Origin of the sequence: Dictyobacter kobayashii (genome assembly GCF_003967555.1) — a bacterium.
Classification (GTDB): Bacteria; Chloroflexota; Ktedonobacteria; order Ktedonobacterales; family Ktedonobacteraceae; genus Dictyobacter; species Dictyobacter kobayashii.
This window is the reverse complement of sequence record NZ_BIFS01000002.1, coordinates 2,710,026-2,733,282: the sequence shown is the minus strand read 5'-3', so window position 1 is coordinate 2,733,282 and position 23,257 is coordinate 2,710,026. Positions and strand designations below refer to the sequence as shown.

At 50.2% G+C, this 23,257-nt stretch carries 19 protein-coding genes and 1 pseudogene; 14 read left to right on the top strand and 6 right to left on the bottom strand.

Annotated features, from left to right (window positions below):
* Positions 1-1,134: 1,134 nt before the first annotated feature.
* The 3 genes from EL645_RS38460 to EL645_RS38450 all read right to left on the bottom strand — a co-directional run bounded on the left by EL645_RS38460 (position 1,135) and on the right by EL645_RS38450 (position 3,997).
* Positions 1,135-2,298 (bottom strand): baeRF7 domain-containing protein, encoded by a 1,164-nt coding sequence (locus EL645_RS38460; protein WP_126557634.1) that lies wholly within the window; start codon positions 2,296-2,298, stop codon positions 1,135-1,137.
* A gap of 291 nt (positions 2,299-2,589) precedes the next feature.
* Entirely contained in the window at positions 2,590-3,000 is a 411-nt protein-coding gene (locus EL645_RS38455) for a nitroreductase family deazaflavin-dependent oxidoreductase (RefSeq protein ID WP_126557633.1), read from the bottom strand.
* 304 nt (positions 3,001-3,304) lie between these two features.
* Positions 3,305-3,997 (bottom strand): VOC family protein, encoded by a 693-nt coding sequence (locus EL645_RS38450; RefSeq protein ID WP_126557632.1) that lies wholly within the window; start codon positions 3,995-3,997, stop codon positions 3,305-3,307.
* 589 nt (positions 3,998-4,586) lie between these two features.
* Between EL645_RS38450 and EL645_RS38445 the strand changes: the two genes are divergently transcribed.
* Positions 4,587-5,732 carry a glutathione-independent formaldehyde dehydrogenase gene (locus EL645_RS38445; protein WP_126557631.1) on the top strand — a complete coding sequence of 382 codons (1,146 nt, stop codon included), beginning with the start codon at positions 4,587-4,589 and terminating at the stop codon, positions 5,730-5,732.
* A 113-nt stretch (positions 5,733-5,845) separates the two neighbouring features.
* Here EL645_RS38445 and EL645_RS38440 read toward each other — a convergent pair whose 3' ends face one another.
* Together EL645_RS38440 and EL645_RS38435 are read right to left on the bottom strand one after the other, a co-directional pair.
* Positions 5,846-6,187, bottom strand: coding sequence for a hypothetical protein (locus tag EL645_RS38440; RefSeq protein ID WP_126557630.1), 342 nt, complete (start codon positions 6,185-6,187; stop codon positions 5,846-5,848).
* Between the two features lie 165 nt (positions 6,188-6,352).
* Positions 6,353-6,778 (bottom strand): VOC family protein, encoded by a 426-nt coding sequence (locus EL645_RS38435; RefSeq protein ID WP_218032286.1) that lies wholly within the window; start codon positions 6,776-6,778, stop codon positions 6,353-6,355.
* A 699-nt stretch (positions 6,779-7,477) separates the two neighbouring features.
* On the opposite strand from EL645_RS38435, the gene EL645_RS38430 reads away from it, so the two are divergent.
* The 3 genes from EL645_RS38430 (at position 7,478) to EL645_RS38415 (ending at position 11,319) form a co-directional block, all read left to right on the top strand.
* A complete protein-coding gene (locus tag EL645_RS38430; protein ID WP_126557629.1) occupies positions 7,478-8,269 on the top strand; it encodes a phosphotransferase enzyme family protein in 792 nt (263 codons plus the stop codon).
* A 250-nt stretch (positions 8,270-8,519) separates the two neighbouring features.
* Positions 8,520-10,160: an IS1634 family transposase gene (locus EL645_RS38420; RefSeq protein ID WP_126549832.1), complete on the top strand. Its 1,641-nt coding sequence runs from the start codon at positions 8,520-8,522 to the stop codon at positions 10,158-10,160.
* Positions 10,161-10,539: 379 nt separating this feature from the next.
* Positions 10,540-11,319, top strand: coding sequence for an aldo/keto reductase (locus EL645_RS38415; RefSeq protein ID WP_126557808.1), 780 nt, complete (start codon positions 10,540-10,542; stop codon positions 11,317-11,319).
* 120 nt (positions 11,320-11,439) lie between these two features.
* On the opposite strand, the gene EL645_RS38410 is transcribed toward EL645_RS38415, so the two are convergent.
* A complete protein-coding gene (locus EL645_RS38410) occupies positions 11,440-13,473 on the bottom strand; it encodes a beta-galactosidase (protein WP_126557627.1) in 2,034 nt (677 codons plus the stop codon).
* A 283-nt stretch (positions 13,474-13,756) separates the two neighbouring features.
* Here EL645_RS38410 and EL645_RS38405 point away from each other — a divergent pair, with 283 nt between their 5' ends.
* From EL645_RS38405 to EL645_RS46170, 10 genes and pseudogenes are all read left to right on the top strand, one after another.
* A complete protein-coding gene (locus EL645_RS38405; protein ID WP_126557626.1) occupies positions 13,757-14,668 on the top strand; it encodes a DUF2785 domain-containing protein in 912 nt (303 codons plus the stop codon).
* 298 nt (positions 14,669-14,966) lie between these two features.
* A complete protein-coding gene (locus tag EL645_RS38400; protein WP_126557625.1) occupies positions 14,967-16,058 on the top strand; it encodes an amidohydrolase family protein in 1,092 nt (363 codons plus the stop codon).
* An 18-nt stretch (positions 16,059-16,076) separates the two neighbouring features.
* A complete protein-coding gene (locus EL645_RS38395; RefSeq protein ID WP_126557624.1) occupies positions 16,077-16,433 on the top strand; it encodes a Rieske (2Fe-2S) protein in 357 nt (118 codons plus the stop codon).
* 132 nt (positions 16,434-16,565) lie between these two features.
* Complete coding sequence (locus EL645_RS38390) at positions 16,566-17,930, top strand: ABC transporter substrate-binding protein (RefSeq protein ID WP_161978043.1); 1,365 nt, start codon at positions 16,566-16,568, stop codon at positions 17,928-17,930.
* A 100-nt stretch (positions 17,931-18,030) separates the two neighbouring features.
* Positions 18,031-18,948, top strand: coding sequence for a carbohydrate ABC transporter permease (locus EL645_RS38385; RefSeq protein ID WP_161978042.1), 918 nt, complete (start codon positions 18,031-18,033; stop codon positions 18,946-18,948).
* Positions 18,949-18,970: 22 nt separating this feature from the next.
* Positions 18,971-19,870, top strand: coding sequence for a carbohydrate ABC transporter permease (locus EL645_RS38380; protein WP_126557621.1), 900 nt, complete (start codon positions 18,971-18,973; stop codon positions 19,868-19,870).
* Positions 19,871-19,986: 116 nt separating this feature from the next.
* Positions 19,987-21,252 (top strand): annotated as a pseudogene (locus EL645_RS45025) (TIM-barrel domain-containing protein); the annotation flags it as partial.
* A 38-nt stretch (positions 21,253-21,290) separates the two neighbouring features.
* A complete protein-coding gene (locus EL645_RS45020) occupies positions 21,291-22,442 on the top strand; it encodes a glycoside hydrolase family 31 protein (RefSeq protein WP_126557619.1) in 1,152 nt (383 codons plus the stop codon).
* 458 nt (positions 22,443-22,900) lie between these two features.
* Positions 22,901-23,065, top strand: coding sequence for a hypothetical protein (locus tag EL645_RS43690; protein ID WP_246035725.1), 165 nt, complete (start codon positions 22,901-22,903; stop codon positions 23,063-23,065).
* Positions 23,002-23,187: a GNAT family N-acetyltransferase gene (locus EL645_RS46170; RefSeq protein ID WP_371865854.1), complete on the top strand. Its 186-nt coding sequence runs from the start codon at positions 23,002-23,004 to the stop codon at positions 23,185-23,187. Before EL645_RS43690 ends, EL645_RS46170 begins: the two co-directional genes overlap by 64 nt.
* Positions 23,188-23,257 lie beyond the last annotated feature (70 nt).

Genomic DNA, 23,257 nt, shown 5'->3' with positions numbered 1-23,257 from the left:
TTTTGGGAGCATTTAAGCACTGTATTAACACTCTACGAATAGCCAGTAAAAATATACTCAATGTCCAATGTCCCTTCCATGGATAACGTGCTTGCTAACTTCATTAAATCTATTGCGACTCTGTTTTACCTGATGCATTCACTTTATTTTTATCGTTGGCATGAAGTAAAAGAGTTTTTTCTTTGTTATTGTATATATTAATTAGATTATATGCTCTTCAAAGAATTCTTTCAACCTTTATACCTTCTTGTTTTATTTATTCCATCATTGCATATGAGCTCGATTGTGCTATCTATTCTTATTAAGTTCCATAATTGTGTATATTTCTGTATTTTTCTATCTGTGAGGGCCTGATTCCCATCGCCCTATCAATCATCTCTCGACCTTGCGTACGTGCGCTACGCGCCCGAGCTGTTTTTTGGGAGGAGCAAAGAGGTGCGCGGCGCGCACCTCTTTGCTCCTCCCAAGGCTCCCCATCATACGCGTTTGCTCCATGTGAGCTCTAACTCATAACGGCCTTTTTTTTAGAAGGGCCAATGACAGCGCCGTACACCTCTTTGCTCCTCCCAAAGCTCCTATCATACGCGTTTGCTCCATGTGAGCTAAAGCTCATTATAGTCTTCTTTTTAGAAGGGTCACTGACAGCGCCGCGCACCTATTTGCTCTTCCCAAGGCTCCCATCATACGCGTTTGCTCCATTTGAGCTCTAACTCATAACGGCCTTTTTTTTAGAAGGGCCAATGAGTGCGCGCTGCCCATGATTCTACCCAAGAAATTTTATGACCCACAGCGCTAAAGCTCATCATAATCTTCTTTTTAGAAGGGCCAATGACAGCGCCGCGCACCTATTTGCTCTTCCCAAGGCTCCCATCATACGCGTTTGCTCCATGTGAGCTCTAACTCATAACGGCCTTTTTTAGAAGGGCCAATGAGGGCGCGCTGCCCATGATTCTACCCAAGAAATTTTATGACCCCACAGCGCTAAAGCTCATCATAATCTTCTTTTTAGAAGGGCCAATGAGGGCGCCGCGGCGCCCTCATTGGCCCTTCTAAAAAAAACTATTCGGGCGCGTAGCGCACGCACGCAAGACAACAACAGTGCTCCCATAACCATGGGAGCACTCTACACACCCTTTAGTAGCGAAACACTGCAGCGGCCAGCTGGTTATCAATGACATCGGTTTGATCGAGGACATAGACGGCTCCGCCGTGCAGGATCGTCTGGGTAGCGGCTCGCTCCAGTAGATCATCATCACCGGGCATGGCGCTTTCATGAACCTCGAGGGCTTCGGTTAAAGGATCAAAACGTCCCCATTGTTCCCGGTCACGCGCAATAAACAGGGTGGCAATACGTCCCTCATGGGCAGCTAGAACGATCAAACTGATATTGTTAGAAGCCTGCTCCGTACCAGCATACTCCTGGTACTGCGCCAGCGCTTCGTGTTGGGCTTGCGAGAGTGATGGTTCAACCAGAGGCCACGCTTTCTGGTGTAGCACTTGAATCGACAAGTCATCTGGATTGCCCGTCAGGGTGCTCTCAAGCAGATGAGGATAGGTGTTCACCTCGCGGTACATGGCGGTGAGATATTCTACGCCTGCCAGCATTAATGGGACAGTTTCGTCATGTAAGAGCTCACGTAAGCCATGGTTGATCTTCTGGAAGTAACGGGTCAGATGTTCTTTGGCCTCATCATTCTCACCTTTGCCGTGAAAAACAAGAGCGTGCCGTCCGCCTTTTTCTACCAGTGCACCTGAACCTGTGCTGTGGTATTGCAGTTCTTTCTCGGACTGCGCATATTGCAAAGTGGCAGCGAGCCTCTCAGGCACCTTCTCCGGTAAGAGCACCTCCTGCATCGTATAACGTGTCCCCTCTAGCAGTCTGATCTCTTTTTGAGAAAGGGCCAACAGATAAAAACGTCCATCATTGGCCAGCAAAGAAAGTAAGGGCTTGAGATAAAAATGGGAGCTGATCACCAGCTGTTCTTTGACGCGCTCAGGTAGATGATAGCAGTGAAACTGCTCCAAATTCCGAAAGATGGCCAGGCCCTGGCATTTCTCCTGCCAGAGACTCTCGTCATCGGGCAGATTCAGGAGTGGTTGCAGGAGTTCATCTTTCTTGGTGGCGAAACCCGCGTTCTGCTTTAATTGCCTCTCAATCTCGCGCAGTTGATTGCGTAAACGGATTGGATTCTGTTGCGCCTCCGGACCAACCTGCTCGATGGGTAGAAACAACGAGATGCATGGATCGTAGTGCTCTTCCATCAGTGTCTTCATTTCAAATCTTGATGGTATCTGCATAGGACTGTTCTCCTCATCTGCTCATTAGTATACTAACTTCCTTGCGGCCCGTTCCGACTATAGGCAATGATAACTTTAGCGCTAAAAGCTACAAAAGAGGAAACATATACCCTTGTTTCTTCAATAGGAGGAACTATTCATTTCATCCACGAATTAGACTACCTTGATGTGACACGATGGCTCAACTCTCCCTACCCACACTGGTCATCAGTTGGTTTTCATTTTTCTGTACAAAATGAAAAGAGCTATGTTGAATTGGTTCCAACATAGCTCTTAATATTACTGGATCGGTTAGCGGGCACGCCGCTCAAGCGCGATGACGGGAATTTCGCGCGGCGCTTTCTTTTGATACTCTGCGTATGGAGGGAATACCTCGGCTGCGCGGGCGAACGCCTTCTCGCGCTCAGCTCCGGTAAGTACCCTGGCGACGGCATCGTACTTCTCATTACCAACTTCAACCGTGACTTCGGGATGCGCGAGTATGTTTAAATACCACTCAGGATGCTTGACGCTACCTCCCTTGGAGGCGATGGCTAATACGCGATCTCCGTCTGACACATGCATTAGTGGAATAATGCGAGGTTGGCCACTTTTGGCACCTGTGGTGGTCATAAGGATCAACGGCGCCCAGCCTTCTACCTTGCCTCCATTAGCGCGAAACTGCTTAATAACCTCATCGTTTCTTTTTTGCCATTCATTCATAGTCTAGGACTCCTTTTCAATAAAACCGTGATTTTACCTGCTTTCATCTTAACATATTCGCCTGAATATCCTCAAAAATCTGCATGCTTACCAGGGCTTTTTCATGTCCTCTTTGGCGCCTGCGGCGCCGGGGTGGGAGAGTGGAGTGTGCATGGTGGGCGGCTACGGCCACCCACCATGCACACTCTACACCTGAAAGGATGTCCATCTTCTCACTTGTTCGTGATCTCCCTGTGCTCTCTGGACGAACATGAAAAAGCCCTGCATGCTTATTTGCTGGATAGCGCTCTCACTCAATCCAGCTTTAGCCAGCGACCGCGCCAACAACGATAGTATATGGATACGAGGCAAGCTGAAACTGCTGCTCACGCAGACCATCAATCACAACCTGGACGGGTGAGACGATTGCTGGCACTGTTTCCGTGGGCAGCCAGGGGCGACCAGCCTTAACGACGACGAATTGTCCGGAGATGTCACCCAGATAGGCAAAAGCGTCAGAAATCTGGCTTTCTGCAGGATACGACACAATCCCTTGCTGTTCTTCTAATTGCGCAGCCCTGGCCAGTACATCCTCTACCGGCAGACCAATCTCACTTACACGTAATACATCCTCTGGTCCAAAATCGCCTGCCGCTTCGTAATCCAGACTATTATGCACCATGTATTCTAGAATGTTATTGTCCGCATCCCCAAAGTAGAATGAGCGGGCATTGAGGCCGGAGAAAAAGATTTCGTCATCACCCGCTTTGGTAGGCAGGAGCGTTATTCGTTGGGCAATCCAGCGTTTGGCCTGCTCAAACTTATTGCGTGGAATCGTAAAGGCGATATGATAAAGTACCTCCTGCTGGGTTTCCTGGAAAGTTAAACGTGTTGTGCCTGCCTGAATGGTAAAAGCAGTAGCAGTCTCGTTAAACAATGGCAAACCCAGGATGGCAGTGTAAAACTCTTTCTGCTCAGCCAGTTGCCTGGTTTGTAGGATTAATGCTCGAATATGCATAGCTGTTTCATCCCTTTATCTATTCTTCATAGCTACTGATCTGTCCACCCCATCCCTTCTTACATCACGAATGATAGTATCTACTTATATGACTCCTACGTAACCGTGCAAAAGGCGAGTTTCACCCTGTCCAAAAGGGCAAGCCATCAACTCTATGCCGGAAAGTAACCCTGCTTGCACGCTTTGCCCGCAGCATTACTAATTTTTATCTTCAATTAAAAACTTGCTTGAAGAATAGCTGTCAATTAAAAACCTGCTTGAAGAATAGCTGTCAATCCAGAATACCATCGTTTAATAAAATGCTTATCTACTTCATTTATGGATCTTTGGTATAATTCATCACAAAGCGAAACCATATTTTAATTACAATATAGATAAATATTAACATAAATACTTGACAAATTGGCCGCTGATATTTACACTTAATGGGAGGTGGATGTTTTAAATAATCTCTACCGTAAAATACTCTCCATTCCAAACAAAATAACCAGATACAGTTGAATTTCGCGTAAGGAAATTCAGCGCTACATCGCTGTAAATGACACAAGTTACAATAGCCTATGTGCGTTAGTGCGCACTGGAGGACAGTATGAAAGCAGTGGTATATAACGGACCTCGTGACGTCACAGTGAAGAACGTGCCGGATGCCAAAATAGAACGGCCAACCGATGTTCTGGTGAAAATTACGTCCACCAATATCTGTGGGTCAGACCTCCATATGTACGAAGGCCGCACTGATTTTGAAAAAGGGAGAGTTTTCGGCCATGAAAACCTGGGTGAGGTTATTGAGGTTGGCAATGCCGTCGATCGAATAAAAGTTGGCGATATGGTCTGCCTGCCTTTCAATATTGGCTGTGGATTCTGTAGAAATTGCGAAGCTGGATTGACCGCATTTTGTCTTACAACCAACCCCGATCCTAAAATGGCTGGGGCAGCTTATGGCTTTGCCGATATGGGTCCCTATAATGGCGGTCAGGCTGAGTACCTGCGTGTCCCTTATGGTGATTTCAATTGCCTGAAGTTACCTGACGATGCACGCGAGAAAGAGACCGACTATGTGATGGTCGCTGATATCTTTCCTACTGGCTGGCATTCCACTGAACTGGCGGGAGTCAAGCCCGGCGATACGGTTGTCGTCTATGGCTCCGGACCGGTCGGCCTGATGGCTGCCTATTCCGCAACCCTTAAAGATGCCAGCATGGTAATGGTTGTCGACCGCCATCCTGATCGCTTGCGGCTGGCGGAGAAAATTGGTGCCATCCCTATTGATGATTCAAAGGTCGACCCTGTTCAGCAGGTCATGGATCTAACCCAGGGTCGCGGCGCGGATAAAGGCTGCGAGTGTGTAGGCTATCAGGCACATGATCCACAGGGACACGAACATCCGAACATGACGATGAACAACCTTGTGAAATCGGTGAAGTTCACTGGCGGTATAGGTGTAGTTGGAGTCTTCATCCCGCAAGATCCTGGCAGTCCGGATAAATTATATAAAGAGGGTGAGATCACCTTCGATTGGGGCCTCTGCTGGTTTAAAGGCCAGTCTATAAAAACAGGCCAGGCAAATGTCAAAGCCTACAATCGACATTTGCGCGACCTGATCCATGTCGGAAAAGCGAATCCCTCATTCATTGTCTCTCACAAACTCTCATTAGATGATGCACCGAACGCTTATCAGAACTTCGATGCACGCAATGATGGCTGGACCAAAGTGGTTTTGAGACCGGGCCAATAATACAAGGACATCTATCTTGCTGCTGAGATAGGCTTTACCATCAAACGCCATCAGGGGCGGACACGAGTAATTAGTTACCTGTGTCCGCCCTGATGGCATTATAAGCAGTTAATTTACGGCTTCACAAACATATTCTTGCGGCCAACTTTTTGGGCCTTCTGGTGCTCATGGCAAGGAGGGAGTTTCCCCTGACAATGTAGCCATAAAGCTGGCGTTTCCTCTGACACATCCAACAGATAAATGTCTGTCTCACAACTATCAATGATCATACGCGCCATCTTTTGTAGAAAATGGGGCGCCTTCTCATTCAGATGTCTGATCAGTTCATCGGCCTTCCATCCCTTTGGGTCAATCTCTGGGACAACCATGATTTCCAAATTGATATCAATTACATGATCAGGATATCTGCTATTCAACCCCTGTAAACATACGCTAAGAATATCCTCTAAATACATCTGTGGGCCTCCTGTGAATGATCCTGACGACCATCATCTCACAATATTGATGGTCCATAAACAACACACGCTCCACGACCATCAACAGGGGACAAGATGTGGGTAATTCTTCGCGTCTTCAATCACTATCAACAATTGTAGCAATTACCTGCTGCTTCTCAGGGGTTATTTACCAGCGTGCATCAGCTTGCGCCTGTGGAGAGGTGCTGATAATCTGCATAAGTTCAATGGCATTGCCATCTGGATCGTTAAGCCAATATTGTAAATTGGTATCCATCCCCGGATAGGCTCTCCAACAATCTCTACACCTCGCCCTTTGAGTTCTTGCAAGGTAGCGTTTATATCATCCACCAGCAGGCAGACATGGTTGTAGCCAACATTCTGGCCACGGGGACGGTTTTCGCCCGCTCCACCAGGGAACAACTCAATAAAATTTCCTGGCGCTACCTGGATATAAACAATCCAGGGCGATGGGGTACCTTCTCGATCCAACCTGAATGCTTCGCGAAAACCTAATTTCTGGCAATAAAAATCAAGCGATTTTTCCAGGTTAGAAATGTAAAACGCTACATGCCCAATACCAGTAATCATCAGAATAGCCCTTTCTAATTACAAAAATAATACTCTTTCTCTATGAGTTGAACACTTTTTTCATATTCTTGTCAAGCAACTAACCTTTTTATTTATATGTATCATTTAAATCCCAACAAAGCAATATCCATCATCAGGGCTTTTTCACATTCCTCTTGGGCGCCTGCGGTGCCGGGTTGGGAGTGTGTTTGGTGGGCGGCCGCGGCCGCCCACCAAACACACTCCACACAGGAAAGAATATCCATCGTATCGCTTGCCTGTGATCTCTAGACGAACATGGAAAAGCCCTGTATCCATCAAATTAATAGCTTGACAGCAACGCTAAAGTCAAATATTCTAATAAAAGATGAGCAAAAATACCATTATACCCATCATTTTTTGCTAAGAAAAAGGTTTTACATCTACTATGGATGGTATCGTTAGAAAATTTATGCGCAAGCGTGGTTTCCATACCCGCAGCACTGGGCATTGCACTCCTCGCCATCGTCGTCCAGGGCCGGAGTATGCCTTTTTTTAGCAGCAATTTCACAAAAAACCTGGCCGTGGGCACTCTACTAGCTTCGCCCACGGCCTTTGTGCTTCTTTATTAAATCCACCATATTGACTGTGAGGCGAGCTTGCCAGGCCCGTCTATGGTCATGTCTTCCTGACTTTCCTCTTAATTCGGCTGGTGAGCTCGTGCTCCTCAGGAGGAAAAACATGTCAACCTATGCTAAACGCACGGCAGAAGAAAAGCTGGACGCAATTGCTATGCATTTTGCGCTCGGACCTATCATAGCCTTTGAACGCACCAAAGGGACAAACGACAACTACCTGGTTAGTACGCCAGATGGTGACTATCTTTTCAAAATCATAGTGAACACAACCCTACAAGAGGTATTAGATGGCCTACCATTTTTGCAGTGCCTGCAGGAAAATCACTTTGCCGCCAGCGCCTATTACTTGCCAGCACCCGATGGCACGGTGTTTTATCATAGTCCCGATTGCGATGCGGTCGTACTAACCAGACTACCGGGTTCGATGCCTCAACCTTCACAGGTAGTCAGTCGGACAATCGGCGTGCATCTAGCCCGGCTCCATCTCGTTCCCTGCCATAACTTACCCGCAAAGTTGCATTGGCTGGATGCTGACTATCTGTCACGATCTTTGCGGGGTGCTATTCAGCTTTATGGGACGGATCGTTTGCGGCAGACATTGGATATCGTTCATTCTCTGAAGGATTTTCGGCCTGCAACCTTTCCACAAAGTATCATTCATGGCGATCTGGATACTACTAACTGTTTGTTCGATGGTGGCCAACTGGTTGCTTTTGTAGATTGGCAAGAAATTGGTGTGGGCGCGGCTATATTGGATTTTGCGATGACGGTGCTCGGTTTTTGCTTTGTGGATGCCCTGAGGGCTCTGAGTACTGGGCCTGCTTCGATCCAGACTTGTTTCGTGCGCTGTTCACTGGTTATCAGGGCGTCCGTCCTTTCTCGGACTACGAATTAGCACATTTAGATGCTGCTTTTGCCCATGCGGGTCTGACGCAACCGGTCTGGACGATGCTCAATTGGGCACAATATCATCCAGACACAGAGATGATTGAAACTAATCTGCTGTATTGGAAATATGGCCTGCCCGACATACGCTTATCCTCGTTGATCTAGCCTACTTTACAACCCACATTCCGCAGGGTAATTGACAGAAAAAGAGAAATTGGATAAGGTATTCTCAGCACGAAAAGGAGCAGAAAAACAGCATGCAACGAGCTGAAGAGTACCAGAACGAACGGTTGGATCATTTGGGCATTGTCGCAGGAGTCTGTCAAGAAATAGGGCTGGCAGCGTGGTTGGACGCATTGGAGCCCAACCAACAACGCGTGGTCAGTTACGGAACGGCGACCGTCGCCATGATTCTCAACGGATTGGGTTTTGCCAATCGCCAGCTCTATCTGGTGCCACAATTCTTCGAGAACAAACCGGTCGCTCACCTCCTGGGAGCAGGTATCAGCGCAGACATGCTCAACGACGATTGCCTGGGACGCACCCTGGATTGGCTTTACGAGCAAGATGTGACCACCGTGTTCGCGGGCATTGCCCATCAGGCCCGTCAATGCTTTGGGGTGAAAGCACGGCATCTGCATGTGGATACCACCTCCTTTTCGGTCAATGGAGCCTACGAAACCGAGCAAGAAAACGAGCACGTGATCGCCATTACCCATGGCTACTCACGCGATCATCGCGAAGATCTCAAACAGTGGATGTTGGCACTGGCGACTACGCATCAGGGAGATATTCCCCTCTTTTTGCAGCCTCTTTCGGGCAATAGCAGCGATAAAGAGAGCCTGGTCAAGGTCATTGCAGAGTTGCATGCCCAATTGCGGCAGAAAGAGCCCGAAGAAAAGCCCATCTACGTCGCCGATAGTGGCCTCTACAGTACAGCGAATGTGCTCCAGCTCAATCAAGCTGGGGTGGGGTGGGTCAGTCGTGTTCCTGAAACCAGCAAAGAAGCCAAAGCCGCCGTGATCCAAGCCGAGGATGCGTGGCAGCTCAGCGCTGATGGGACACGCAGCATGGTCGTACAGCAGATGGACCTGTCGCAGGGGCCTGAGCGTTGGATCGTGGTTCGAAGTGCTGATGGGGTCAAGCGCGCGTTGCAGACGGCTCGTAAGCAAGCCGACAAGCAGGTGGACGTGTGGACAAAGAAGCTGTGGCATGTGAGCACCAAGTCGTTTGCCTGTCGAGAGGATGCGCAACAGGCCTGGGAGCAGAGCCTGAAAGGCCTGCCTGAGTGGCTGGAAGCCTCGGTGGAACTCAAGAGCCAGGCGGTCTTTGAAGGACGAGGCCGTCCCGCTCGGGATGCTGAGCCAAGCGGGCTGCGCTGGAGCGTCACGTCGCAGGTCATCCTCAACGAAGCAAAGCTGCTGGCCTACGCCCAGCGCAAAGCCTGTTTTATCATCGCAACCAATATCGTGGATGAAGCGGATCTCTCCAATGAGGAGGTGATCAGCCTGTATCTGGAGCAAGGCAGTGTGGAACGGGGCTTCCGTTTCTTGAAAGATCCCTTGTTCCTGGCCTCCTCGGTCTTTGTGAAAAAACCAGAGCGCATTGTGGCCCTAAGCTTGATTATGGTGCTCGCATTGTTGGTCTACCGTCTGGCAGAACATCGCTTGCGTGAGCAATTGCAGGCAAGCGGGCAAACAATCCCCAATCAAGTCAACAAGCCCACCGCTCGACCAACAATGCGCTGGGTGTTCCAATGCTTTGAAGGCATTGAATTGTTGCAGATCCGCACTGGAACCAGAACAGAGTCGGTGGTCCTCCGCTTGCAGCCACTGCATCACAAGATCCTTTCTTTACTGGGGCCAGCCTATCAACAATTCTATTTTTTTTCAGATTGAAACTGCGGAATGTGGGTTACAAAGCAAACAGATCTCCTACGTCAATTTGAGATAGGAGATCTGTCATTTTAGCTCAATCTACCTGATAAAGGCTGCTTGCATATGTTGGATCTATCAAAGGTGCAACCTTTCATTTATAGCTATTATTTTATCCCAGATCATTAAATTAATCATATTCATTTCTTATACAGGGAATATATATGAAACGAAAAACGTTTGTATAAACGTAAAACAAATGGGGATTTATAAAATGGACAAAGTCGGAGTATTTTTGTGCTCTTCAACAGGCTTGTCTCTCCCTTAAAAAAACAGGAGGACCAGACTTTTGACCAATATTCAACATATCACTGATACCACAAAACTCAACAATGGAATTCAGATGCCATGGCTTGGCTTTGGTGTTTTTCAGACTAAAGAAGGCAATGAAGTGATCCAGGCGGTCAGCGATGCTCTGGAAACCGGCTATCGCTCGATTGATACAGCGGCCGCTTATGGCAATGAGACTGGCGTTGGGACGGCCATCAAACAAAGTGGTGTGTCACGCAGTGAGCTTTTTGTTACCACCAAGCTGTGGAACGCTGATCAGGGCTATGATTCGGCGTTGCGCGCTTTTGACGAGAGCCGCAAAAAGTTAGGTCTTGATGTTATCGATCTGTACTTGATCCACTGGCCAGTTAAGGGCAAATATAAAGATAGCTGGAAGGCCATGGAAAAATTGTATCGCGATGGCAGCGTACGTGCTATCGGCGTGAGTAACTTCCAGATCCACCATCTCAATGACCTGCTGCAGAACAGCGAAGTAGTGCCAGCTGTCAACCAGATCGAGCTCCATCCATTGCTCAGTCAGACCGAGCTACGCAGATTCTGCCAGGAAAAAGGTATTCAGGTAGAAGCTTGGAGCCCGCTGATCCAGGGTAAACATAATCTCCCACTGTTGAAAGAGCTCGCTGATAAGTATCACAAATCGGCAGCACAGATCATCCTGCGCTGGGATCTGCAAAGTGGCATAGTAACAATTCCAAAATCTATCCATACCGAGCGCATCCGTGAAAACGCTAACGTTTTTGACTTTACGCTTTCCGATGAAGATATTCAGCGCCTTGATGGCTTGAATCGCAACGAGCGCACTGGTGCTGATCCCGATAACTTCAATTTCTAACCTTTGTGGGCGTGCGCTAACGCGCCCGAACTCTTCTTTTTGAGGAGTGTCGAACCGGGCTGAGCCCGGTTCGACACTCCTCAAACATTATTGGTGTGATCCACCGACACTCCTCAAACATTATTGGTATAGGGGAATGAGAATGGCAACACCGTGTGGAGGCAACTGCATTTCCTGTTCATACACTTGCTGCGTGAGCACGTCGCGCATGGGCCGTGGTAGGGAGACGTATTGCTCCTGTGGCAGATGATTAAGTAAAAAGTAAGCGGTAATTTTCCCTTCGCGGCGCGTAACCTCAACGCCTCTTGGTACTAATAGTGGGGCGGTGAGTCCAAGACGACTTTGTAACATGTTTATCAGGGCATCTATCCCGGCTGCCTCTGGTCGCGTTGCAACGTAAAATGCCTGACCCAGACCATAATGGTTCTCGGTAATTGCTGGTCGGCCAGCGTAAAAATCTTGCCCGAAGACGGCCAGGGTCTGGGCTCCCTCCAGATGCACAATGTCACACCAGCGTTCACAGCTATAGCTCCCACTCCAATCATCCGCCTCTTGCAGGCAGAACAGGGTATTCGTTTTTCCTTCAGGCAATGGATCAAATTCTTCGACCCAGATACCCAGTGTGCGCCGCAGTGGCCCGGGAAAACCACCCAGCCAGGCCCGGTGACTCTCATCGATCATGCCACTGAAATAGGTTGTCAGGAAAGTCCCCCCCTCTTTGACATATTGTTCGATGGCTGCGCCCTGCTCCTCGCTTACCATGGTAAAAAGTGGGGCGATCACCAGTTGATAGTTATCCAGTGCTTGATCGGGAGAGATGATATCTACGGCAATATTCCGTTGCCATAATGCTCGATAGTAGTGCTGTAGCTCAGCAATATAGTTGAAGTGGCGGCTCGGTGTATGGCGATTTTCTACCGCCCACCAGTTTGGCCAACTCATCAATAACGCGACCCGGGCTTGCATCTGTGTCTCCAGTAATGCTGGCTCCAGCAATTTAAGTTCAGCTCCCAGGGCGGCAACTTCCTGGAAGATGCGTGTCTGCTCGTGACCTGCATGGCTGACCATAGCACCATGATACATTTCCCTACCGCCACGTGCCTGGCGCCATTGGAAAAACATGATCGCGTTCGAGCCATGTGCCAGCGCCTGGTAGCTCTGCAAACGCATTACCCCCGGACGCTTAAGCGGATTCTCCTGATGCCATTGCACCTGGCTGGGCGTCTGCTCCAGCAGTAACCACGGCTGATTGTGCTTCAGACAACGCATCATATCATAAAAGAAGGCGACCATATCGGGCGTGGAATTGTGGCGCGGATAGGAATCCCAGCTGATGATATCCTGGTGCGGTGCCCAGGAAAAGTAGTCCATATGGCGAGTCAGGCCATGAAAATTGGTCATCACCGGTATATGCGGCGTGACCTCGCGCAATATAGCGGCTTCTCCCAGGTATCCTTCCAGATTCATGTCTGACAGGAAGCGTTGGTAATCAAGCTGCAGGGCCTGCAGGCTGTGTTCGCCAATGCTGCTGGGAGGCTGTACCTGCTCCCAGGAGGTATAGGTACGGCTCCAGATGGTGGTGATCCAGCGGCGATTGAGCTCTTCCAGGCTGCCATAGCGCTGCTGTAACCAGCCACGGAAGCGCATGGCACAATACTCACAATAGCAGGCTGGACCGTATTCGTTGCTGACGTGCCAGAGGAGCAAGGCGCTGTGCTCGCGATAGCGTTCGGCCAGTTTACGTACTAAATTTTGTGAGAGCCGCCGAAATTGTTCATTGGTGGGACAATAATTGAGTCGTACCCCAGGCTTATGACGAACCCCGGCCTCGTCCACAGGCAGCACATCTGGATATGCTGCTGATAACCAGGCTGGCTGTGCCGCCGTTGCGGTCCCCAGGCAGACAAAAATCTGCTGCGCAGCCAGTAGCTCCAGTATTTGATCTAACCACTCAAAGACGAATCTATCTTCCGCTGGCTGCAGGGCTGCCCAGCTAAAGACGCCCAGCGAGACCAGGTTTACCCCGGCCTTACGCATCAAGCGCAGATCCTCTAACCAGACCTGGCGTCCATTCTCCTCCGCCATCCATTGTTCTGGATTATAATCTCCACCATAAAAAGCCACTGGAAACCTGAGCTTTCCCAACTGCTGCATATATTTCCACCCTCCAACATGTCCACTGACTGATCCGTGTCACCCACGCATCCATCCCATTCTATGTATGAACATTGAGCCACATACGGTATTTTTTTTAGTATAAGCGGTAAGAACAAACCTCAAACGGGTACAAGCGTGCACCTGAATACTTGTCTATATTCACAAGCAAAGGATAAAATAGCCTTATGCTTGAGAATTTCTTGTTTGTAGACAGCCTCAATGAATGGGTCCATCCAGACTAGCCGAGGCGTTGCGAACATAGCAATACACAATAAAGGATATGATGGACAAAGTATTCTGGCGCACGATTGCGCTCAATCATTTTCAGGTTCCGGCCGGCTATAGCGTTGAACAGTTAACGCCGGACTTATTAAGCCAGCTGGGCGATCCCGATCCCGAGCTGCGCGATTATTATATCTATTCAACGCTCGAAAATTGGATTCAAGAGGGCTACTATACTCCCGCCATGCTGCGCCCTATGGTTATGCAGCTCGCTGAGAATATGCGGCACAAGTTGGGGACGCAGGGAGACGATACGGTACTGCTGCGCTCATTTTCTGCTCTGACCCTCTCCGACATCCTCAAATATGATAATAAGCATCCTTTTCTGGACCGCAGTGAGGTCCATGGCATTATGGAGCAGAGCATAAATTATCTGATGAGTGAGCAGGATCTGCGCGGCTATGTTACAGGCAAAGGCTGGTTGCACGCGCTGGCCCATGCAGGAGATCTCCTGGGTGTGCTGGCCCGCAATCGCCATATCGGTGATGCCGAACTGAAGCGTATTTTGACCGCTGTCGCCGAGCGCGTGATGTTGCCCACCAGCTATGGCTATATGACTTTAGAGGATGAGCGTCTGGCCCTGGTTGTAATTGCGGCCCTGACGCGCAATCTACTCGCGCCAACCTTCTGGCCCTGGTGGGGTAGACAGCTAGCTCAGGTTGAAGAGCATATGAAGTGGGAAGATACGTTGCGCTTTACGCAGCCACCAGATATCTATGCCTATCACAATACAAGGTCGTTCCTGCACAGCCTCTATTTCCAGCTCACCATCGCTGGCTACAAATTGCAGGGTGCAGCAGAATTGGTCGAAACGATCCGCCAAACCCTCAATCGCCTCGATCCTGGTTTCCTTTCTGTAGAGGTCATCAAAATCATTGATCCCGATCTCAATAGCGATGATTTAAGATAATTCCGATAAAAAACAATCAACAGCATACAACCCAAATACCCCGGTCGAAAGACACGGGGTATTTAACTCTTTACAACTTCGGCGATAAGCGTTACTATAGGGGTAACAGTCTATGTTGACTAAATATATCAACTTTGTCGACATAAGAGAAAATGCAGCGACATCGGCAGTTGTTTTCAGTTTAATTTTTATGTCTGGACAACAAGACGAGCAGAAAACGTTTCATTATCCTGGTGGTGTCTAAAATGGCAATAGGTTACAATGGGAGTGAACACGTTGAAGTGAAAGGACTCGAGCAATGACGACAACTGATGCCTCTAACCGTCAGTTAACTGGTGGGTCGAAGTATACAGGTCCAATTATCGATACCGATATACATGAGACGTTTACCAAATGGACTGACCTGGTACCTTATTTGAAGGAGCCATGGCGTGGTTTGATTACCAATGGTGCCTGGCAGGGCACGGGTAATCCACATGTACATTGGGCCAGCCATGGCGTGAACCGTGGCGATTCTCAGCCGGCGGATGGCGCGCCGGCTGGTTCAGACTATGAGTTGCTGCGTAAGCAGGTGCTGGATCTGTATCCAATCAAGCATGCAATACTTACCGGGCAATTCATGCCGGCGGTAATGCCGATGCAGTTTGAGTTCGCGACCGCGCTGGCCAATGCCTACAATAATTTTGTGATCGATCATTGGTTGGCCGTGGACCCTCGCCTGGCTGCCAGTATCCAGCTGGCCCCTCAAGATCCCCAGGCGGCGGCTCGTGAGATTGATCGTCTGGGCCCCGATCCGCGCTTTGTACAGATCTTACTTCCCATTGGACAGTGGTCTTATGGCGATCCTTTCTACCATCCAATCTTTGAAGCTGCTGCCCGCCATAATCTGGTTGTGGCCTTCCACCACACCGGCGCTGTAGAGAGCGCGCTGGGTAAGGGCCGCTATTATATCGAGTGGCACATCAATGTGCCGCAAGGTGCGATGGCAACCCTGACCAGCCTGGTCGTCAATGGCGTCTTTGATAAATTCCCTACGCTGCGCTTTTGTGTGCTGGAGAGTGGCTATAGCTGGCTACCTCATCTGCTCTGGCGCATGGACCAGAACTATCGCTCACTCCATCTGGAGATTCCCTGGGTCAAACAACTCCCCTCTAAATATATTCGCGAGCGCGTGAAATTCTCGACGCAGCCTACCGAGGATACCAGTGTGGAAAACTGGCTGCGTTTGCATGAGATGCTGGAAACCGATAAGCTGCTGGTCTTCGCCACTGACTATCCTCACTGGGACTTTGATTCGCCCGAGGAATCGGTACCTCGTGGCCTCCCTGCTGATTTGCGGCAGAAGATTTTCTACGACAATGCACGCGAGCTCTTTGGCTTTGAGGATTAGAAGGGAAGTTCAGAGAAGATGCAGTACCATGTTTGCCACGAAACAGACGTTCCGCGTGGCGAGAAACGTAGCTATACCGTCAAGAATATCCCCGTGGTGGTGGTCCATAGTGAGCAGGGTGAATTTTATGCGATCTATGGTATCTGTCCTCACCAGCGTAGCCCCCTTGGAGAGGGGACGCTGGTGGGCTTAACTGAAGCAACACAGCCCGGTGAAGAATTCGGTTATACACGCGCTGGCGAGATTATTCGTTGCCCCTGGCATGGCTTTGGCTTTGATGTCAAAACAGGAACCTGCCTGACCGAGCCTGATAAGTTCCGTGTGCGCACTTATCCCATTCAGGTCGATAACCACGAAATCTATCTGGAGATTTAATTCTCTTTCTTTTATTGATTATTTCTCTCGGCAACCAGGAAGATCTCTCGTAGCATTATGAGCGCAGCGCTATCGCTGTACTCACACACCCACATTCTTTTTTCCTGGCACAAGGAAAGGCGGCTATTTTTTATGGGCATTATCCCTGAGCAGCATCCATCTTCTAATCTGGATGCATCTATCTCAACGTCAAAATTGACACGTCGTACATTGCTCGGTAATGGCGTCAAGGCCGGCGTCGGTGCGTCCCTGCTTGGTCCATTGCTGGCGGCTTGTGGTAACGATAGCTCTTCTTCATCGTCTACCTCTAACGGCCCGGTGACGATCCAATATGCAGCCCTGAGTGACCAGACCGGAGAGCAAGCGGCTGAGATCGCGCGCTTCAACGATCTGCATAAGGGTAAAATCAAGGTGACATATCAGCAGTTACCACCTGTGGCAACCGATCAATATAGCAAGTTCGTCAATGCTTTCCGCGCCCAGTCGGAGGTGCCGGATGTGGTGCATATCGATGTGACCTGGCCAGCGCAGTTTGCCAGTTCCGGCTGGTTGGAGCCGCTCGATCGCTATGCCTCCGCCGATTATTTGAAACAGTTCTATCCCAGCGCGGGCAATGTGGGTAAGATCAATGGGCAGCTATATGGCATCCAGCGCTACCTGGATATCGGACTGCTCTACTATCGCACTGACCTGGTGCAGAAGTATGGTGGTCAGGTGCCGCAGACACGCGCTGATATGGAAGCATTGGCGACAAAAATTCTGGCTGGTGAGAAGTCAAATGGTATTCAGTATGGCTACCTGCTGCCAGGTAAGAAGATTGAAGCTATCGTTGATGAGTGGCTGGAGTTCCTCTGGGGCGCCGGTGGCAATATTGGCAATCCAGGTAGCTTAAAAGTTGATGATGCCACCAGTATCGACGCGCTGCAATATATGCATGACCTGATCTATAGCAAAAAGCTCTCGCCTAACGGGACCAATACCTACGCGCCTAACGATATCCTCAATCTCTTCAACAACGGGCAGGCGCCTTTTATGCGCAACTGGACCTTTGCTTATGCGATTGCCAATAATCCAAAGAGTTCGAAGGTGGCCGGTAAAGTTGGCATCGCGCCGACGCTGGCGCTCAATGGCAATAAAGGACAGGGCTGCACAGGTGGCTGGGTGCTGGGCATCAACGCTAATTCCAAGCATAAGGATGAGGCCTGGGCCTTTATCGATTTCTTACTCAGTAAAGAGACACAGACCTCGCTGGCTCAGAATGCGGGCCTGGTCTCGACGCGTCCGGACGTGCTCAGCGATCCTACGCTGCAAACCAAGCATCCGCAATTCAAGGACCTGGCAACCATCCTGAACAGTGGTCATAATCGCCCTCAGTTAAAAACCTATAACCAGTTTACGACCCCGCTTCAGGCCGCCATCAACGGTGTGCTGAGTAATCAGCAGTCGCCTGCTGATGCGCTGCATGGGGTACAGTCTCAGATTGCTTCTCTGGCTTAACCCCGGACTTCGCTGCGGTATCTTCCATGCTGAAAGATGCCGCACCGTTCCATTTAATTGCACGTGTCTGTTCGTACAAATAAAAAGGATAGCAACGCATATGGCGGTAGTTCGTTCACGCACAAAGAGAAGTATCCTGGAACGCCGAGAGGAGCGTCTGGCCTGGGCTATGCTGGCCCCAGTCCTGATCGCGCTGCTGGCTCTGGGTGTCTATCCGGCGTTCAGTACCATCTGGTATTCGTTCCACAAAGGCGGCTCATTCGGCATGGGTATGTCATTGACCGGATTGGAGGGCTATGTACGCCTGGTCCATGATATTCAGTTCTGGAATGCCTTGAAGTTCTCTCTGCTTTTTAGCCTGGTTACGGTAGCGGGGCAAATGATTTTTGGTACTGCGCTAGCGCTATTTGCTAATATGAAATTTCGTGGTCGCTGGCTGGTGCGCACGGCAATCCTGCTGCCGTGGGCTATTCCAACTGCCACAAACTCGGTCATCTGGGCCTATATCTTCAATGATCAGTATGGTCTGATTAATAGTCTCTTGCTACGGCTCCATATCATTGATCATGCCCATTTAATCAACTGGCTGGGCTCGGCACCGCTGGCGGTAACCTTAATTTATGTGCTGGCGATCTGGAAGGCCAATTCCCTGGTTGCGCTGCTGGTCCTGGCTGGCCTTCAGGCTATCCCTGAGGAGGTAACGGAGGCTGCGCGGGTGGATGGCGCGTCTTCCTGGCAGGCACTCTGGCGCATAACGCTACCCTTGGTGCGCCCGACGCTGGCGGTGACGCTGGTGCTGCGCACGATTGAATCGCTGCAGGCCTTTGATCTGATTAGCGCCTTTACCAATGGCGCCCCGGGCAATGCAACCCAGAACCTGGGACTCTATATAAATCTGCAAATTCAGCAGTACGGCGATTTTCCCTATGGCTCGAATATTGCTATCGTACTGATGCTGATCACTTTTGCCTTTATCATTATCTACCTGCGTACCCTTTATCGCCCCGGTGTAAGCTAGAAACTGAGAGGAACATATACATATGGCACAAACACTGCAAGCAGAGCACCAGCATCAGGCGCAATCCAGATCGGTGGGGACAAAGCGGCCGCGCAGACCATTTTTCTGGCTGTCGAGTACGGTCATTTATGGGATTTCGGCCATCATTCTCTTGATCCAATTCTTCCCTCTGCTCTGGGCCCTGGTAACCTCGTTGATGACGGCACAGGAGACGACTTCGGTTCCGGCTACGCTGCTACCAGGACATCCCACCGTAGCCAGTTATGTGGAGGCTTTACAGGGCGATATCGGTCACTACTATATAAATAGTGTGATCACGGCCAGCGTTTCGACGGTGATTACGATGATTCTGGCGACGCTGGCGGCTTATGCCTTTGCGCGACTACGCTTTCGCTGGAAAAATGTGATCCTGCTACTGGTCCTTTTCTTCTCGCTCTTCCCACCACTGGTTCAGGTCATTCCAATCTACCAGATCCTGCAGGGCCTGCATCTTTTGAATACGCTGCAAGGCTTGATCTTGCCCTATTCGGTCTTTGGCTTGCCGCTGGCAGTGCTGGTGTTGATGGCTTTCTTCCAGGATGTGCCGGTAGAACTGGAGGAGGCGGCTATCGTGGATGGCCTATCGCGCTTTCGAGCCTTCCTACAAATTATCTTGCCTGTAACAGTGCCCGGCCTGTTTGCGACCGCGATTATTGTTTTTGTCGGCAACTGGAATGAATATCTTTTTGCTTTGAACTATACCAGCACCAGTACCTATACATTACCAGTCGGCATCGTGACCATCAGCCAGACCGAGTTTACAACCAATTTCTCGGTCCTCTCGGCGGCCACAATCCTGTCAGTGGTACCACTGGTGGTCTTGATCATGCTGCTAGAACGCCGTGTTGTCTCCGGCCTGACAGCCGGTGCGCTCAAAGGCTAACCCATAGTGTATCCTGAAAGCAGAGTGTAAAGCGCGAGCCGACTATAGCGGTCCTGCGACTTTACAATCTCTGTACTCTAGTAACCATTTTTATAATTTTTACCTGGGAGAGAACCATGCAGATTCCTGCTCAGTTGATACAACGTCTATTGCAGACCGAAGGTAAGTTTGCCCGCCAACTCGGTACGGTAAGGGCTATCCAGGGCGGCTTCCAGGCTACCCTGGGCACGATTCCATTTCGCAATATCGGCGATGAGTCGCGCCCAATCATTCTGAGCAACGAGTCGCTAACCGATCAGATGACGTTTACCAATGTGCCGAATCGGCCTCCGGACGTATTGCCATTCGAAAAACACATTGAGGAAGATCTGGCTTTGCGCGTGGAGATCATTTCGCCATCCTGTGTGCGCCTGCGACTCGGGCCGCCAGCTCGCTTAGAGGAGCCACGCGACTTTGGGATATTGCTGCCAGATCGCGCTGCGGCCGAGCCACTCGCGTTTACGCCACACATAGAAGAGCAGGCTAGAGCGGTCATAGTCTCACATGGGGGCTTGCAATTCAGCCTGCAGCGCGATCCCTTTGCGTTCTCGCTTACGCAGCAAGCAAACCACTATAGCTGGTCCACGGCTACCGATGATAGGGATGTGCATGGCTTACTCTGTACCCCCCCTCCAGGCATTGCAACTACCAGCGCGGAGAGGCAGGAGGCCTATTGGACCTGGAGCCTGGCTCCGGATGAGCATCTCTATGGTCTGGGTGAGCGCTTCAATGGCTTCGACCAGCGGGGGCGCAACCTGACGCTCTGGACGCAGGATGCCTGGGGAACGACCACCGATGCGGCCTATAAAAATATCCCTTTCTTGCTCTCCTCTGAACACTATGGGCTCTTCTTCCATACCCCGAACGAGGTCCAGGTGCGCCTGGGTACCACCTCAGGTCGGGCCGCCCGCGTCCAGGTGAGCGAGGAATTGCTGGATCTCTATCTGATCTTTGGCGAGACGCCAAAATCTATTCTCTCCGAGTATACACAGCTAACCGGGCGAGCAACCATGATTCCCCGCTGGGCCTTTGGTGTCTGGCTCTCGCGTTGCCGCTATCAGACCCGGGACGAAGTCGAAGCAGTCGCGCAACGTATCCGTGAAGAGGAGGTCCCCTGTGATGTCCTCCACCTTGATCCCGCCTGGCTTGAACGCCCTAATCTATCCTGTGACTTTGTTTCCAGCGATACAAATTTCCCGGCTCTACCTGAGATGATTCAACAATTGGATCGGCAGGGCTTCAAAATCTCGCTCTGGGAGTTGCCCTATATCTCCTCGCATGCGCGCCGTTTCCAGGAAGCGGCCGAGGCAGGCTATTTCCTCAAAAACGCCGCTGGTGAACCGATCAGTGGTGATTTTGGCTCTCCACCTGCCGAGGTAATATTCGCGCCATCCTTGATTTTACCAATCCCGCCGCGCGCCGCTGGTGGCAGGATCTACACCGACCATGGCTACAGGCTGGCGTTGCCTGCTTTAAAACCGACTTTGGCGAGGCCGTGCCACGCGAGGCCCAGGCATACAATGGCATGGATGGTGAAACGCTACATAACCTCTATCCTTTACTTTACAACCAGGCGGTGCATGAGGTTATTCTTGAAGAGACCGGCAAACCCGGTATGATCTGGGGACGCTCAGGATGGGCTGGCATTCAGCGCCATCCTGCCCAGTGGGGTGGTGATCCTAAAACTGATGTCTGGTCGATGCGCTCTTCCTTGCGTGGAGGACTGAGCTACGCCCTCAGCGCACCCGGCATCTGGTCCCACGACATTGGTGGTTTTTATGGGCCGCCTCCATCGCCCGAACTCTATATCCGCTGGACGCAATTCGGCATGCTGTCTCCGCTCACACGTGCCCACGGCACCACACCACGCGAACCCTGGGAATTCAGGGTCGAGGCACTGGAAAACTTTAAACGCTACGCACGTATACGTATACGTCTCAATCCTTATCTCTATAGCCTGGCCTGGCAAACACACGAGCAGGGACTACCGATGCTGCGTCCCCTGTTGTTAGAATTCCCTGCCGATCCCGCTACGGCCTTGATCGACGATAGCTACATGCTTGGCGATAGCCTGCTGGTAGCCCCGATCTTCAGCGAAGACAGGCAACCCGTGACGCGCAACCTCTATCTTCCCCAGGGCGAATGGATCGATTTCTGGACCGACCAGCGCCTCATTGGCGGACGCTATATTACGCGCCAGGCACCCCTCGATACTATTCCACTCTATGTCAAAGCTGGCAGCATCCTCCCACTGGGACCCGACCGCCAGTTCATCGGCGATACCCTCCCCGACGAGATCACCCTCGAAGTGTATCCCGGTGCCGAGCATACAACCTCTATCATCTGGGATGAGCACGGCACAGCCACCCAACTAACATTAAATCTGCTAGACAATCAACAATGGCAACTAACCATCGACGGCGAGCGCCCCTGCAACTGGACAATCCGCTGGCACATACACGGAACAATCAGCGAAGCCAGGCCAGGACGCAACGCCCGTACCATTTCATTATGTGATGTAAAAAGCTCGTAGTAAGCATTTATCGCATCACATAATAATTGCTTTATAATCGACTCAATTCAAAAATACTGTCTTAATTTTATATTGTAGTGCTAAAACTATAGCATTAGCACTACAATAACATGCCATTGCAGTGCTAATGGCGCAGCTTCATCATCAAAAAAATATCCATTTTATATTGTTGTGCTAATGGCGCAGTTTCATCATCAAAAAATATCCATTTTATATTGTTGTGCTAATGGCGCTCGGCGCCATTAGCACAACAATATAAAATTTTTCGGGCGCGTCAGCGCACGCACGCACGCACGCGAAACCATCCCCAACTCCAAAGGAATGAAGGAAACTAATACAGTGTTCTCAATAGTATTAATAAAGAGACACCCATGAGGATTTACCTCAGCTAAATCCTCATCAAAAATAATTAGCGCCAGCTGGCTTAGTAGCCAGGTATAACCAGGAGTAATGATACCGTGAGTAATCCAGAAGTTATCAACAATACCGCAGAAAAACGCTATGAGATTCACGTTGACGATCAAGTCGCCATACTTACATATGCACGCCAGGACAGCGCATCGTCTACCTGCACACAGAAGTTCCCCCGGAGCTTGAACACCATGGATTGGGTAGTAAATTAGCCCAGGCCGCCCTTGAGGAGGCGCGCACCTCCCACCTATCCATCGTTCCCGAATGCCCATTTGTAGCCGAATACATCCAACATCATCCCGAATACCAATCCCTGGTCGCTCACACCGATTAAAGAAAGAGCGCTTCCCTTGTACCTCTTTTATTCCCAACATAGCATGAGGACAGAGAGTGTGACAGACCCT

What these genes read in the sequence shown, in the direction of transcription:
- EL645_RS38460 (WP_126557634.1), bottom strand. Translation starts at nt 2,298, where the DNA reads ATGCAGATACCATCAAGATTTGAAATGAAGACACTGATGGAAGAGCAC.
- EL645_RS38455 (WP_126557633.1), bottom strand. Translation starts at nt 3,000, where the DNA reads ATGAATGAATGGCAAAAAAGAAACGATGAGGTTATTAAGCAGTTTCGC.
- EL645_RS38450 (WP_126557632.1), bottom strand. Translation starts at nt 3,997, where the DNA reads ATGCATATTCGAGCATTAATCCTACAAACCAGGCAACTGGCTGAGCAG.
- EL645_RS38445 (WP_126557631.1), top strand. Translation starts at nt 4,587, where the DNA reads ATGAAAGCAGTGGTATATAACGGACCTCGTGACGTCACAGTGAAGAAC.
- EL645_RS38440 (WP_126557630.1), bottom strand. Translation starts at nt 6,187, where the DNA reads ATGTATTTAGAGGATATTCTTAGCGTATGTTTACAGGGGTTGAATAGC.
- EL645_RS38435 (WP_218032286.1), bottom strand. Translation starts at nt 6,778, where the DNA reads ATGATTACTGGTATTGGGCATGTAGCGTTTTACATTTCTAACCTGGAA.
- EL645_RS38430 (WP_126557629.1), top strand. Translation starts at nt 7,478, where the DNA reads ATGTCAACCTATGCTAAACGCACGGCAGAAGAAAAGCTGGACGCAATT.
- EL645_RS38420 (WP_126549832.1), top strand. Translation starts at nt 8,520, where the DNA reads ATGCAACGAGCTGAAGAGTACCAGAACGAACGGTTGGATCATTTGGGC.
- EL645_RS38415 (WP_126557808.1), top strand. Translation starts at nt 10,540, where the DNA reads ATGCCATGGCTTGGCTTTGGTGTTTTTCAGACTAAAGAAGGCAATGAA.
- EL645_RS38410 (WP_126557627.1), bottom strand. Translation starts at nt 13,473, where the DNA reads ATGCAGCAGTTGGGAAAGCTCAGGTTTCCAGTGGCTTTTTATGGTGGA.
- EL645_RS38405 (WP_126557626.1), top strand. Translation starts at nt 13,757, where the DNA reads ATGATGGACAAAGTATTCTGGCGCACGATTGCGCTCAATCATTTTCAG.
- EL645_RS38400 (WP_126557625.1), top strand. Translation starts at nt 14,967, where the DNA reads ATGACGACAACTGATGCCTCTAACCGTCAGTTAACTGGTGGGTCGAAG.
- EL645_RS38395 (WP_126557624.1), top strand. Translation starts at nt 16,077, where the DNA reads ATGCAGTACCATGTTTGCCACGAAACAGACGTTCCGCGTGGCGAGAAA.
- EL645_RS38390 (WP_161978043.1), top strand. Translation starts at nt 16,566, where the DNA reads ATGGGCATTATCCCTGAGCAGCATCCATCTTCTAATCTGGATGCATCT.
- EL645_RS38385 (WP_161978042.1), top strand. Translation starts at nt 18,031, where the DNA reads ATGGCGGTAGTTCGTTCACGCACAAAGAGAAGTATCCTGGAACGCCGA.
- EL645_RS38380 (WP_126557621.1), top strand. Translation starts at nt 18,971, where the DNA reads ATGGCACAAACACTGCAAGCAGAGCACCAGCATCAGGCGCAATCCAGA.